Raw genomic sequence first — 13,701 nt, 5'->3', positions numbered from 1 at the left:
TCCAGTCTCGCCCTCCCCCGTCCCCCACACCCTCTCGGGGTGGCCCGCCCCCCCCCCCCCCCCCCCCCCCCCCCCACGTCCCATCAACCCCGGAACACGAAAAAGGCCCCCATCCTCACCAAAGGATGGGGGCCTTCACGTACGACTCAGGAAAGCCGCGGAGTGATCAGCGCCGCGAGCCGCGAAACGCCCTCTTCGATCAGTTCCGGAGTGAGCAGGCTGATCGACAGCCGCAGCTGGTGGAAGCCGCCCTTGCCGCCGTAGAAGTGGTGCATCGGGGTGAACAGCACGCCGTGGTCGCGGGCGGCGGTTTCCAGCAGTTCGTCGTCGACGACGAACGGGACGGTGACGGTGACGAAGAAGCCGCCCGTCGGGGTGTTCCAGCTGACGTCGGCGCAGGAGCCGAGTTCGCGGTCGAGCGCGCTCAGGGTGAGCTGGAGATTGCGTTGGTAGATGGCGATTTCCCGCGCGTTGGCCTTGGTGAGGCTGAAGTCGTTGAGCAGGAGCTTCCCGGCGATCACGGCCTGCGCGATGGGGGAGGTGTTCACCGTGAGCATGCCCTTGAGCTTCGAGAGCTGGTCGGCGAACAGGCCGCCGTCGGCCATCCGCTGGTCCGCCACCGCGAAGCCGACGCGGGCGCCGGGCATGCCGGTCTTGGCGAAGGAGCCGAGGTAGACCACGGATCCCGACCGGTCGAGCGACTTCAGCGAGGGGAGCCGCTCGGAGCCGAACAGGCCGTACGCGTTGTCTTCGAGGAGCAGGATTCCGTGCGTTTCGGCGACATCGAGCAGACGGCGGCGCGACGGCAGATCCATGCTGGTGCCGGTGGGATTGGCGAAGTTCGGGGTCACGTAACAGGCCCGCACCCGCTTGCCCTGCTCGTCGGCGCGTTTCAGCTGGAGGACGAGGTCTTCCGGGTCGATGCCGTTTTCGGTGGAGCGGACCGGCCACACGGGGGTGTCGGTGAGCAGCGCCGCCCCGGTCAGGCCGACGTAGGTCGGGGCGGGGGCGAGCAGGACGTCCCGGTCGCCGGCCCGCAGTGTGCGCAGGACGAGGAACATGGCCTCCTGCGCGCCCACCGTGACGACGACGGATTCGGGGGCGGCGTCGATGTTCTCGTCCTCGGCGAGGTTCCGCGCGATGAGATCGGCGATGACACCCTTGGTGGTGCCGTATTGGAAGAGCGTGCGGGTGACCACGGACTCCGCCATTTTCCGGTCGCGCCGGAGATGATCACAATAGGCGTCGATGTACTCGTGAATGAGCCGGATGTCGAAGAACTCTTCGTACGGCCTGCCTGCCGCCATGGAAATGGCCACAGGGTATTCGTCGATCAGCTCGTTGAGCAGATTCATCGACGAGATGGCCGGATCGGTGAGCGATCCGTGCAGCGTTTCCACGTTCAAGTGAGTGGACAGACCGTTTGAATCCATGAATACTAGGATTTCCATACGCCGTTGAGGTGTCAAGAAAAGTCCGTGGACGCCGGGAATGTTCGGGCTGTCCATCACCGAATCCTCCAGACACTCGATCTGTGAAGGTACGGTCGAATCCGCGCCAAAGCCCTTTTTCCGGAGGAGCATCATGCTGATGACAACCGAGAACGGGATCCGGTTGTCCTACAACGACTGTGGTGACGGCCCGCCCGTTCTTCTGCTGACCGGCACCGGGGCGCCGAGTTCGGTGTGGGACCTGCATCAGGTTCCCGCGTTACGTGCCGCCGGTTTCCGCGTGATCACCATGGACAATCGCGGGATTCCGCCGAGCGACGACGGCACGGACGGCTTCACCATCGAAGATCTCGTCTCGGATGTGGCCGCCCTCATCGACTTTCTCGACGCGGTGCCGTGCCGCGTGATCGGGACTTCGATGGGTTCGTACATCGCGCAGGAGGTCGCGCTCGCTCATCCGGAACTGCTGCATTCGGTCGTGCTGATGGCGGCTTGCGGCAAGAGCAGCCTCGTCCAGCGGGAGCTCGCCGAGGGTGAGGCGAAGCTGATCGAACAGGGCATCGAGTTGCCGCCGGGGTTCCTCGCCGCCGTCCGCGCGATGCACAACCTCGGGCCCGCGACGCTCGCCGACGACGATCTCGCCGGAGACTGGCTCGACCTGTTCGCGGCGTCGGGGTCGTGGGGGCCGGGTGTGCGGGCGCAGTTGTTGCTGAGCGCGTTGCCGGATCGCCTCGACGCCTACCGGGCGATCAAGGTGCCCTGCCACGTCGTCTCGTTCGAGCACGACCTCGTGGCGCCACCGGCCGCCGGGCTCGAACTGGCCTCGGCGATCCCCGGCGCGACCTACCGCACGATTCCCGAGTGCGGGCATTTCGGCTACCTCGAGAACCCGGAAGCGGTGAACCGCGAGCTGATCCGGTTCCTCCGCACCGAATCGCGCGAGACACTGGGAGAGACCGCATGACCGTCCTTTCGGCGGCCACGACACCGGCCCTGTTCGAGGCGACCGCAGCCGTGCTGCCGGATCGTCCGGCGGTGGCCATGGACACCACCACGCTCACCTACGCGGAGCTGAACGGCGAGGCCAACCGGCTCGCCCGGCGGCTCGTGACGCACGGCATCGGCCCGGAGCGGCTCGTCGCGCTGGCGATGCCGAGGTCGATCGAGTTCGTCATCGCGGTTTTGGCCGTGCACAAGGCAGGCGCCGCGTACGTGCCGGTCGACCCGGACTATCCGGAAGAGCGCAAGCGGCAGATGCTGGACGACACGTCGGCGCACTGCCTGTTGTCGCTGCCGGGTCAGGACGTGACCGGCGCCCCCGTCGTGCTGAGCGTGGAACGGGAGCCGGGCCACGCCGAGCCGAATCTGGCCGACGAGGACCGGAACGGCCCGTTGCGCCCGGACCACCCCGCGTACGTCATCTACACCTCGGGCTCGACGGGACGGCCGAAGGGCGTGCTGGTCACGCATCGCGGCATCCCGAACCTCGCCGACGACTACGTGCGCCGTCAGAAACTGGGACCGGAGAGCAGGTTGCTGGCCTTCGCGTCCCCCAGTTTCGACGCCGCGGTCGCCGAGTTCTGGCCGATCTGGCAGGCAGGAGGCTGTCTCGTGCTGGCCTCCGCGCCGGATCTGGTCCCCGGCGAGCCGCTCGGCAGGCTGGTGCGGGATCAGCGCATCACCCATGTCACGCTGCCGCCGTCCGCGCTGGCGCCGCTGGAGGAGGCGGGTGGCCTGCCCGCCGGGCTGACCCTCCTGGTCGCCGGCGAGGCATGCCCGGCCCCGGTCGCGAAACGCTGGGCCGTGGACCGCGTGATGATCAACGCGTACGGCCCGACGGAGGCCACCGTCGCGGTGACCGCGAGCGAACCCCTGACCGGTGAGGAGACGCCGCCGATCGGCAGGCCGATCACCGGTGTCCGTACCTACGTCCTGGACGACAGGCTGAAGCCCGTCGAGGACGGCGACGTCGGCGAGCTGTACACGGTGGGCCCCGGCCTCGCCCGCGGTTACCTCCGAAGAGCGGCCGCGACCGCGGAGCGCTTCCTGCCGGATCCGTTCGGCGGCCCGGGCGGGCGCATGTACCGCACCGGAGACCGGGTGCGGGCGCGCTCGGACGGCCAGTACGTCTTCGTCGGCCGGGTCGACGACCAGCTGAAGGTGCGCGGTCACCGGATCGAGCCGGGCGAGGTCGAAGCCGCCCTGCTGGCGGTGGACGGCGTGGCCCAGGCGGTGGTGACCGAACACGAGAACAGGCTCGTCGCCTATGTCGTCGGCACCGGCGGCACGCGCGTGCCCGCCGATCGGCTCTTGCCGCCGCTTCGCGAGCAACTGCCCGGATATCTGGTGCCCGACGTGGTCGTCGGTCTGCCGAGCCTGCCCGTCTCGCCGAACGGCAAGATCGACAGGGTCGCCCTGCCCACTCCCGAAGAGGAGCACGCCGGACGCGCTGCCGGCCGGGAACCGCTCACGCCCACGGAAATCATCCTGGCCGAACTGTTCGCCGAAGTGCTCGGCGTCAGCAGTGTCGGCGTGGAAGACAGCTTCTTCGAAATCGGCGGTCACTCGCTGCTCGCGACCCGGCTCGTGAGCCGGATCCGGGAGCGGTTGAAGATCCGGCTGAGGGTGCAGGCGTTCTTCGACGCGCCGACAGTGGCACGGCTCGCCAAGGTGCTCGACGGCGCCCACACCTGACCTGGAGACCACTCATGCAGACGACGGCAGCCGTCGATCTCGGCGATCCCGACCTGTACACGACTTTGGACCGGCACGACCGATGGCGGGCGTACGCGACGGAAGACGCGATGGTGTGGAGCGAGCCGGGCAGCTCACCCGGCGGCTTCTGGTCGGTGTTCTCGCATCAGGCGTGCGCCGCGGTCCTCGGCCCTTCCGCCCCGTTCACCTCCGAATACGGGATGATGATCGGTTTCGACCGCGACCATCCCGACAACTCGGGCGGCCAGATGATGGTGGTGTCCGAACAGGATCAGCACCGGAAACTGCGCAAACTGGTCGGGCCGCTGCTTTCGAGGGCGTCCGCGCGGAAGCTCTCGGAGCGGGTGCGCGCCGAAGTGCGCGGCGTACTCGACCAAGTGCTCGAGGGCGAGGTGTGCGACGTCGCCGCCGCGATCGGCCCGCGGATCCCCGCCGCCGTCGTCTGCGAAATCCTCGGTGTGCCCGCCGAAGACCAGGACATGCTCATCGACCTGACCAATCACGCGTTCGGCGGCGAGGACGAACTGTTCGACGGGATGACGCCGCGTCAGGCGCATACCGAGATCCTCGTCTACTTCGACGAGCTGATCACCGCGCGCCGCGCGAGCCCCGGCGAAGACCTCGTCAGCACCCTCCTTTCCGACGACGAACTTTCGATCGACGACGTGTTGCTCAACTGCGACAACGTGTTGATCGGCGGAAACGAGACCACGCGCCACGCGATCACCGGCGCGGTGCACGCTTTCGCCACCGTGCCCGGGCTGCTGGACCAGGTGCGTGACGGGAGCGCGGACGTCGACACCGTCGTGGACGAAGTGCTGCGCTGGACTTCGCCCGCGATGCACGTGCTGCGGGTGACGACCGGGCAGGTCACGATCAACGGCCATGACCTGGAGGCGGGAACGCCGGTGGTCGCGTGGCTGCCCGCAGCGAACCGGGATCCCGCCGTCTTCGACGATCCCGACACGTTCCGGCCGGGGCGGAAACCCAACCGGCACATCGCCTTCGGGCACGGCATGCACCACTGTCTCGGCTCCGCGCTCGCGCGGATCGAGCTGGCGGTCGTGCTGCGGGAAGTGGCCGAGCGGGTTTCGCGGGTGGAGCTGGTGAAGGAGCCGGCCTGGCTGCGCGCGGTCGTCGTACAGGGGTACCGGGAACTCCCGGTGCGGTTCACCGGCCGCTGACCGCCTCCGTCCGATGTGGACGGAAGTGTCAAGCGGACAACGTTGATGCGGAAATGGCTTCACGCCATCCTGTGATCGAGGATCACATCTATTCCACGGAGGAATGTCTTGTCTGCTCAGGAAAGCACGCAGAATTTCGAGATCGACCATGTGGAAATGTACGTGGCCAACCTCGAGGCGGCCGCGACCGGCTGGATGGACCGGTACGACTTCTCCGTCGTCACCACCGACCGGTCGGCGGACCACCGTAGCGTGACGTTGCGGCACTCCGCGATCACGCTCGTCCTCACCGAGCCGCTGTCGGACCGTCACCCGGGGGCGACGTACCTGCAGACCCACGGCGAAGGGGTGGCCGACATCGCGCTGCGCACTCCCGACGTGGCCGCCGCCTTCGCGGCCGCGGTGAAGGGCGGCGCGGAACCCGTCCGCGAGCCGGAGAAGCGCGGCGACTCGGTCGTCACCGCCACCGTCGGCGGTTTCGGCGACGTCGTGCACACCCTGATCCAGAGCGACGCCGCCGAGGAAGCCGTCCGCGGCAAGGGTGGCGTGGAGCTGGGGGAGATCGACCACTTCGCGGTCTGCCTGAACGCGGGCGACCTCGGCCCCACGGTGGCGTTCTACGAGCGTGCCCTCGGGTTCAAGCAGATCTTCGAAGAGCACATCGTGGTCGGTGCCCAGGCGATGAACTCCACCGTCGTGCAGAGCCTGTCGGGAGCGGTCACCCTCACGCTGATCGAGCCGGACAAGACCGCCGACCCCGGCCAGATCGACGACTTCATCAAGGAGCACCACGGTTCGGGTGTCCAGCACATCGCCTTCACCAGCCCGGACGCGGTCACCGCGGTCAAGGAGCTTTCCGCGCGCGGCGTGGAATTCCTGAAGACGCCGGACGCCTACTACGACATGCTCGGCGAGCGGATCGAGCTGGAGACGCACTCGCTGGACGACCTGCGCGAGACGAAGCTGCTCGCCGACGAGGACCACGGCGGCCAGCTGTTCCAGATCTTCACCGCTTCCACGCATCCGCGTAAGACGATCTTCTTCGAGATCATCGAGCGCCAGGGCGCCGGCACCTTCGGCAGCTCCAACATCAAGGCCCTGTACGAAGCCGTCGAGCTGGAGCGCACCGGGCAGAGCAAGCTCGGCCCCGCCCGGCGATGACCCACCTCTGCCTGGCCGACCTCGAACGCGCCGCGAAGGCGGTTCTCCCCGGCGAGATCTGGGATTTTCTCGCCGGGGGCAGTGGCGCCGAGGTTTCGCTGGCGGCCAATCGCACGGCGTTCGAGCGGATCTTCGTGATCCCCCGGATGCTGCGCGAGCTGACCGGCGGTTCCACCGAGGCCGAGGTACTCGGCAGGCGCGCCGCGCTTCCCGTGGCGGTCGCGCCGGTCGCGTACCAGCGGTTGTTCCATCCCGAAGGTGAGCTCGCGGCGGCACGCGCGGCGCGGGACGCCGGTGTGCCGTACACCATCTGCACGTTGAGCAGTGTCCCGCTGGAGGAGATCGCGGCCGTCGGCGGACGGCCGTGGTTCCAGCTGTACTGGCTGCGTGACGAGAAGCGATCACTGGAGCTCGTACGCCGTGCGGAGGACGCCGGCTGCGAGGCGATCGTGTTCACCGTCGACGTGCCGTGGATGGGGCGGCGGCTGCGGGACATGCGGAACGGCTTCGCGCTGCCGGAGACGGTGACGGCGGCCAACTTCGACGCCGGGGCGGCCGCGCACCGTCGTACCGAAGGACTTTCGGCCGTCGCCGACCACACCGCCCGCGAATTCGCCCCGGCCACTTGGGAATCCGTCGAGGCGGTGCGCAGGCATACGGACCTTCCGGTGGTGCTCAAGGGGATCCTCGCGGTCGAGGACGCCACGCGCGCCGTCGACGCGGGTGCCGCCGGAATCGTGGTGTCCAACCACGGAGGCAGGCAGTTGGACGGCGCCGTACCGGGGATCGAGATGCTGGGGGAGATCGCGGACGCGGTCGCCGGCGGGTGCGAAGTGTTGCTGGACGGCGGAATCCGGACCGGCGGCGACATCCTCAAGGCGGCGGCGCTGGGCGCGTCGGGCGTGCTGGTCGGACGGCCCGTGATGTGGGGGCTGGCCGCGGACGGCCAGGAAGGCGCGCGGCAGGTGCTCGACCTGCTCGCCGTCGAGCTCCGGAACGCGCTGGGCCTGGCGGGCTGCGACTCGGTGAGCGCGGCCCGGCGGTTGAGCACGAGGTACAGCGGGGGGGGGGGGGGGGGGGGGGGGGGGGGGGGGGGGGGGGGGGGCCGCCCCCCCCCCCCCCCCCCCCCCCCCCCCCCCCCCCACCCACGTGACCCACCACTCGCCGTTCCCGTTACTTCTTGGGAATCCGCAGCCAGTCGTCGGCGACGAGCTCCCATTTGTTGGTGCCGGAGGCGAGCTTGATCGGCCAGCCCGCGGTGTTGTCGTGGTGGGTCTGGCCGGGGCCGAAGACGTACGGCGTGCCAACCATGGGATCGGTGATCGGTTTCATCTCGCGCAGCGCCTTGGTCACCGACTCACGCGTGATGTCCCCGCTGATCCCCTTGATGACGTCGAGGAAGTACTTCGCCGCCAGGTAACCGCCCTGGCTGAACGAGGTCAGCGGGATGTTGTTCTTGGTCATCAGCTCGCGCCAGTCCTTGTTCTGCGGGCTGGTCGAGTCGGTGAACGGGTAGAACTCGGCGGGCACGTACACTCCGGCACCGGCGTTGGTGATGGCCTTGGCGTAGTTCTCGCTGTAGACGCTCGTGAGCAGCAGCCACGTGACGTCGTTCCAGCCCTGCGCGGCGGCGGCCTTGAGCTGCCCGATGGAGTCCGGTTCGACCGGGTTCACCGTGATCGCCTTGCAGCCGGCGTTGCGGGCCTTGACGATGTAGGAGGTGTAGTCCGAACCGCCGTAAGGCACCGTGGCGTCGAGGTACTTGAGCTTCTTGCCGGTGATGGCCGACCACTCGTCGATGGCCGCCTGGTACGACGGCAGCGTGTTGCCCGCGATCTCCAGCAGCGCGCAGATGTCGTTCAGCTTCAGCGTTTCCGAGCCGTAGAGCAGGGTCAGCGTCATGTCGTGGTACGGGCCGACGTTGACCGGGGCGATGTTGGGGCTGCTGAAGCACGCCGGGTCCACGCCGATGCCCTGCATGGACAGGATCTTCTGCTGCTCGTAGTACTTGTTGTTGATCTCGCACTCGATGAGGCTGGACGAGCCGACGAGCGCCACCGCTTCGTCGCGGCCGACGACCTCACGGGCCGCGGCGGCAGCGGCCGCCGGGTCACCCTTGTCGTCGAGGGCCTTGTACTCGATCTGTCTGCCGTTCACGCCGCCGCTCGCGTTGGCCGCGTCGAAGACCGCCTTCGCGGCCTGGGATGCCTCGGGGAAGGTGGCCGCGCCGCTCAGCGCGTTGACCGAACCGACCACGATCGGGCCGCTTGAACCGCTTTCGGCCCCGGCGCAGCCTGCCGTGGCCAGCAGGACGGCGGCGGCGAGGGCGACCAGTCGCCGTGCGGGTTTCACCGGGTCCCCATGGCGTTCACGACGGGCACCGAGTCGACGATCTGCTCGAACGAGACGACCTTGCCGCCGTCGAACCGCCACACGTGCGCGACCCGGGCGGTGAACGAGCGACCGGTCTCGCGGTGCTTGCCCTGGTAGGTCCCGAGTCCGATCACCGTGTCACCGGCGTCGAGCAGGTCGCCGAGGGTGAAGGTGTAGCCGTCCCAGTCCTTCGCGATCGCGCCGAAGACGTTGTCCCGGACTTCCTCCGGACCGGTGTAGGTGCCGGCGTAAGGGAAACCGGCCGCCTCCGTCCAAGTGGTGTCGGGACCGAGCGGGGCCAGCATGCCCGCCAGATCGCCCCGGTCGCTCGCGGCGTAGTGCGCGGCGATGATGTCTGGATTGGACACTGAGACTCCTTAAACCGGTTGCGCGTCGGGATAGGCGACGGCGCCGAGTGGGTAGATGTGCCCGCCCCCGCGGGAGTGTTCCGACCGGCCGTCGCCGGTCAGGCCGAGGAAGACGCCGGTGGTCTTCAGCGCGTAGCCGAGGTCGTGCAGCCACACACTGGCCACGGCGATGCGGAATTCGCGGAAGCAGAACAGGTAGAGCCCGTCCTGGAACTTCCACACCGTCGACAGGTCCATGTCCCCGTGGCCGCGCTGCACACCTTCGAGGCATTGCCAGGCATAGCGTTGCGAAGACACGTACACGTGCTCGTAAAGGTGTTCCGGGCTGTAGCGGTAGATGTTGCGCTTGCCGATCAGGTCACGCGACGGCCCCGGTACCGCACCGGTCGGCGCGCCGGCGTCGGTCGTGCCGGACCAGAACGTCTGGGAGACACGGGGAACGCCTTCGACGTCCTCGGCGCCGATGACCGAGCGCACGGCGAGCGCGCGATGTGTCGTCGTGGAAAAGACGACGGTGAGCGCTTCACCTTCCACGCTGGTGTGTGGGAGATTGACGAAGAAAACGTCTTCCCGGACGGCGACCGCGTCGTACGGATCCTTGATGCCGTTGCAGGAGACGGTTTCGGCGTCCTCGAACCGCAACGCGAGCGTCGTTCCGTCGTCGAGGGTGACGGTGAGCTCGCGTCCCGACAGGTCCGCGTTCGGCAGGCGGTAGGTGGCTATTCCGGCGGCGAACTCGTCATAGGTGCGCCACTGTTCCTCTGATGCTTCGGGCATGCGGTCATCGTCGAGGTGACCGCCCTGGAAGGGCCAGCTGTCACGCGCTGGGTGGCAACAACCGATCGCTCACGGTCAAGCCGCGGCGCAGTTCGCTCGGAGAGCAGCCGAATTCCGTCTTGAACACCCGGCTGAAATGCGGCGCGTCGACGAAACCCCACTTCGCCGCGATGGCCGCGACGGGCCGCGAAGTGTGCACGGGATCCAGCAATTCGCGGCGGCAGTGTTCCAGGCGACGGGTGCGGATCCAGCTCGAGACGGTCGTGCCCTGTTCGTGGAAGAGGCCGTGCAGATGCCGGGTGGAGATGTAGTGCTCGGCGGCGATCTGGGCCGGGCCGAGGTCGGTGGAGGAGAGGTTCGTGTCGATGTAGGCGAGGACGCGGCGCATCAGTTCGTGGTGCGGCCCGGCGGTCGAGCGGGCGAGGTCGAGTTCGCTGGCGAACAGCGTGGCGAGCAGATCGACCGCGGTATGCGCGAGCCGGACGCCCGCCGGCCCGCCGAGCTGGTCGAGGTTGCTGCCGAGTTGCGCGAGGAAGGGCACGACCACGTTGCCCATGCCCCGTTTGCCCGACATCGGCACCGCGGTCAGCTGGCCGACCAGCTCGCGGGGGAGATCGATGAGCCGCTGGGGGAACATCACTACGAGCGTGCGGAAATCCTCTTCGAACGCCAACGTGTACGGCTTGTGCGTGTCGTACAACGCCACGTCACCGGGGCGCAGCATCGCCTCGCGGTTGTCCTGCACCAGCAGCCCGGTCCCGGACAGGATCAGGCTCAGCTTGTAGTAATGCCTGTCGGCCCTGGCGATGAGCTCGGGTGTCCGCTCGACCACGTGCGCCGACGCGGTCACCTCGGTGAGCTGGACGTCGTCGGCGCCGCACGAGCGGATGCGGCCGCGGAAATGGTCGCGGTGCTCGCTCGTCACGTGCAGCGGCACGAAGGATTGCGACACCACCGTGCGGAAATCGGTGAAATCTCGCGCGACCGTGGTGGTCGTCGGGTCGGCGGTGGCGGTGGTCACGAGGTCACCTCGCAGCATCGGGGGTGAATTTCATATACGATAAGCGATACGATGCTGCCGGGCAATGACCCCGCGAGGTCAGTCGGCGAGGCGGAACAGGAGGGTCCTCGGGTCGACGTCGACGGGTACCACCGTGCCCGTTTCGTAGCGGCCGACGTCCTCGGTGAACACTCGCGCACTGAACGGAGTCACACCGGGACCGGTGACCACGAGGTCGACGTCGTCCGCGGGAGTGCTCACCTCGCCGACCCAGATCCGCTTGCTGGAAACGACTTCGGCGTTCGCCCGGACGCCTTTCCGGTCGAGCCCGCGGTGGACCTCACGGGCTTTGGCGTTCTGCCAGAGATGCGACGTGACGGTGCCCAGTCCGCCGATCGTGAACACCAGGCCCATGGCGATGACCACCAGGCGGTCGTCGTCCTCGGGTTCGAAGTGAGTGCTGATCCAGAGCAGTCCCGGGCCGATCAGCACCAGCACGGTCATGAAGAACCCCAGCAGGCAGCCGATAAGGGTGAGGACAGGCAGTTCCGGCGCTTCCTTGCCTTGGTGGTCCGTCTTCACCGGCGTGAGGTTACTGGCCGGTGCCCGCCGCCGGTCCGGTAAAAATGCCCGCTTGCCGTCCGAGGCCGGTCCGCGTCCGGACAGGCCCGTGGTCGGTCAATCACCCGCGAACGGACTTCGTTGTCCTTTGTGGACGAACGGCGCCTTCACCGGTCAGGCAGGGCAAGACAGAGGGCGTCCAGTGCGGCGCCGAAAGCGTGCTCGGGTGGGGTGCCGTACCCGATGACCAAGCCCTCGCGTCGCGGCATCGCGCTGTCCGGATGCGGATAAGCGGCGAGGCCGTCGAGGGCGAGCCCCTGGCGTCGTGCGGCGCGCAGCGCGGCTTCTTCGGTACCCGCGGGCAGTTCGAGCACGGCGTGCAGCCCCGCGGCGATTCCCCCGGCCGTGACGTGCGGAGCGCGTTCGGCGAGTGTGGTCGTGAGCAGGTCGCGTCGATGCCGGTAGACCTTTCGCATCCGGCGCAGGTGACGGTCGTAGGCGCCGCAGGTGATGAAGTCGGCGAGGGTGAGCTGATCGACGACGCCCGACCAGATCTCCCGCGGGCCTTTGGCGGCGACGACCTCGTCCACCAGCCAGCCGGGCACCGCCAGCCAGCCGAGCCGGAGCGCGGGGGACAGGCTTTTGCTGGCCGAACCGAAATAGACGACGTGCTCGGGGTCGAGACCCTGGACGGCGCCGACCGGCTCGCGGTCGTAGCGGAACTCGCCGTCGTAATCGTCCTCGAGGAGGAGGCCGCCGGTCGCGCGCGCCCAGTCGATGACCGCGGCCCGGCGCTCCGGATGCAGGGCACCTCCCAGCGGGTATTGGTGGGCGGGTGTCAGCAGGACGGCGTCCGCGCCGGTTCCCGCGAGTTCGTCGACGCGTGCTCCGTTGGTGTCCACCGTCAACGGCACTGTTTTCAGCCCGGTTTCTTCGAGCAGCGAGCGGTGGAACTCAAGTCCGTACGACTCGACGGCGACAGGGCCGCGCAGGACCCGGCGCACCAGGCTCAGCCCGTGCGCGAATCCGGAACAGACCACGATCCGGTCCGGTTCCGTGCGTACCCCTCTGGTCCGCGCCAGATACTCCACCAGCGCTTCCCGTAACTCCGGCCTGCCACGGGGATCGCCGGCGCCGAAGGCCTCGTTGGGGGCGGACGTGAGCGCCCGCCGGGCCGAAGCCGCCCAGGCCGAGCGTGGGAAGGCCGCGGCGTCCGGGGAACTGGGTGTCAGATCGTGGACGACGCGCCGCGAGGCCGGGCGCGCCGGAGCCCGTGACCGGCCGGATTCCAGCGGCGTGGCGCGATGCGCGACGCGTGTTCCCGACCCTTGGCGGGCGATGAGCCAGCCTTCCTCGGCCAGTTCCGCGTACGCGTCGGCGACGGTGTTGCGGGCGATCCCCAGGTCGGCGGCGAGGGCGCGATACGGCGGCAGCCGGGTGCCGGGCGCCAGCCGTCCGGACCGGATCGCGTCGCGCAAGGCTCGCATCAGCCGGAATCGCACGCTCCCGCTGCCGGAGAGCTCCAGGTGCAGATCGCTGCCCCAGTCCATCACAACACCTCGGGATGACGGTGATTGACCCATGAAATATCCACGAGATTGCACCATACCGTGGGCCACTTGCGCTCCTAGTGTCCTTGGCATGACCACAGTGCACATTCCCGAGCGGATGGATTTCTCCCGCGTCGCCCCGCGAGTCTTCAAAGCCGTGCTGGCCCTGGATGCCGCGGCCCGCGCCGGCCTGGAGCCCACCCTCCTCGAACTCGTGCAGATCCGCGCTTCCCAGATCAACAGGTGCGCGTACTGCATCGACTACCACACCAACGACGCGCGCAAGGCAGGAGAAACCGAGGAGCGCGTCAACCAGCTGAACGCTTGGGAGGAGTCCAGCCTCTACACCGCGAAGGAGCGTGCGGCGCTCGCTCTGACCGAAGCCGTGACCTTGCTGCCACAAGGGGTTTCGGACGAGGTGTACGACCAGGCGGCTCACCACTTCGAGGACGAGGAACTCGCCCAGCTCATCGCGCTGATCTTCACCGTCAACGCCTGGAACCGGATGAACGTGACCACTCGCAAGACACCAGGCACCGAATAACCGCTCCCCGCACACCC

The 13,701-nt window shown here is 68.3% G+C and carries 13 protein-coding genes; 6 read left to right on the top strand and 7 right to left on the bottom strand.

What is annotated here, in order from left to right; all coding sequences use genetic code 11:
- Window positions 1–146 precede the first annotated feature (146 nt).
- Window positions 147–1,433: a PLP-dependent aminotransferase family protein gene (locus ACIHAO_RS40445; RefSeq protein ID WP_396567206.1), complete on the bottom strand. Its 1,287-nt coding sequence runs from the start codon at window positions 1,431–1,433 to the stop codon at window positions 147–149.
- Window positions 1,434–1,584: 151 nt separating this feature from the next.
- Between ACIHAO_RS40445 and ACIHAO_RS40440 the strand changes: the two genes are divergently transcribed.
- The 5 genes from ACIHAO_RS40440 to ACIHAO_RS40420 all read left to right on the top strand — a co-directional run bounded on the left by ACIHAO_RS40440 (window position 1,585) and on the right by ACIHAO_RS40420 (window position 7,755).
- Window positions 1,585–2,415 (top strand): alpha/beta fold hydrolase, encoded by an 831-nt coding sequence (locus ACIHAO_RS40440; RefSeq protein ID WP_396567204.1) that lies wholly within the window; start codon window positions 1,585–1,587, stop codon window positions 2,413–2,415.
- Window positions 2,412–4,145 (top strand): amino acid adenylation domain-containing protein, encoded by a 1,734-nt coding sequence (locus ACIHAO_RS40435; protein WP_396567202.1) that lies wholly within the window; start codon window positions 2,412–2,414, stop codon window positions 4,143–4,145. Before ACIHAO_RS40440 ends, ACIHAO_RS40435 begins: the two co-directional genes overlap by 4 nt.
- A 14-nt stretch (window positions 4,146–4,159) precedes the next feature.
- Entirely contained in the window at window positions 4,160–5,350 is a 1,191-nt protein-coding gene (locus tag ACIHAO_RS40430) for a cytochrome P450 (RefSeq protein ID WP_396567200.1), read from the top strand.
- Window positions 5,351–5,458: 108 nt separating this feature from the next.
- Window positions 5,459–6,511 (top strand): 4-hydroxyphenylpyruvate dioxygenase, encoded by a 1,053-nt coding sequence (gene hppD, locus ACIHAO_RS40425; protein ID WP_396567198.1) that lies wholly within the window; start codon window positions 5,459–5,461, stop codon window positions 6,509–6,511.
- Window positions 6,508–7,755 (top strand): alpha-hydroxy acid oxidase, encoded by a 1,248-nt coding sequence (locus ACIHAO_RS40420; RefSeq protein WP_396567196.1) that lies wholly within the window; start codon window positions 6,508–6,510, stop codon window positions 7,753–7,755. The genes hppD and ACIHAO_RS40420 overlap by 4 nt, the downstream gene beginning before the upstream one ends.
- Here the strand turns inward: ACIHAO_RS40420 and ACIHAO_RS40415 are convergent.
- From ACIHAO_RS40415 to ACIHAO_RS40390, 6 genes are all read right to left on the bottom strand, one after another.
- Window positions 7,685–8,863, bottom strand: coding sequence for an ABC transporter substrate-binding protein (locus ACIHAO_RS40415; RefSeq protein ID WP_396567194.1), 1,179 nt, complete (start codon window positions 8,861–8,863; stop codon window positions 7,685–7,687). The genes ACIHAO_RS40420 and ACIHAO_RS40415 overlap by 71 nt on opposite strands.
- Complete coding sequence (locus ACIHAO_RS40410) at window positions 8,860–9,252, bottom strand: nuclear transport factor 2 family protein (protein ID WP_396567192.1); 393 nt, start codon at window positions 9,250–9,252, stop codon at window positions 8,860–8,862. Before ACIHAO_RS40410 ends, ACIHAO_RS40415 begins: the two co-directional genes overlap by 4 nt.
- Before the next feature lie 9 nt (window positions 9,253–9,261).
- The gene (locus tag ACIHAO_RS40405; protein WP_396567190.1) at window positions 9,262–10,029 is read right to left on the bottom strand and encodes a MoaF C-terminal domain-containing protein; all 768 of its coding nucleotides are present in this window, start codon (window positions 10,027–10,029) and stop codon (window positions 9,262–9,264) included.
- A 40-nt stretch (window positions 10,030–10,069) separates the two neighbouring features.
- Entirely contained in the window at window positions 10,070–11,068 is a 999-nt protein-coding gene (locus ACIHAO_RS40400; RefSeq protein ID WP_396567188.1) for a helix-turn-helix domain-containing protein, read from the bottom strand.
- Between the two features lie 60 nt (window positions 11,069–11,128).
- Window positions 11,129–11,611, bottom strand: a complete 483-nt coding sequence (locus ACIHAO_RS40395) for a hypothetical protein (RefSeq protein ID WP_396567186.1) — start codon at window positions 11,609–11,611, stop codon at window positions 11,129–11,131.
- Window positions 11,612–11,757: 146 nt separating this feature from the next.
- Entirely contained in the window at window positions 11,758–13,140 is a 1,383-nt protein-coding gene (locus ACIHAO_RS40390) for a PLP-dependent aminotransferase family protein (protein WP_396567184.1), read from the bottom strand.
- Between the two features lie 91 nt (window positions 13,141–13,231).
- On the opposite strand from ACIHAO_RS40390, the gene ACIHAO_RS40385 reads away from it, so the two are divergent.
- Window positions 13,232–13,684, top strand: a complete 453-nt coding sequence (locus ACIHAO_RS40385) for a carboxymuconolactone decarboxylase family protein (protein ID WP_396567182.1) — start codon at window positions 13,232–13,234, stop codon at window positions 13,682–13,684.
- Window positions 13,685–13,701 lie beyond the last annotated feature (17 nt).

Source organism: Amycolatopsis sp. NPDC052450 (genome assembly GCF_044547565.1).
Lineage (GTDB): Bacteria > Actinomycetota > Actinomycetes > Mycobacteriales > Pseudonocardiaceae > Amycolatopsis.
This window is presented reverse-complemented; position numbering and strand designations above follow the sequence as displayed.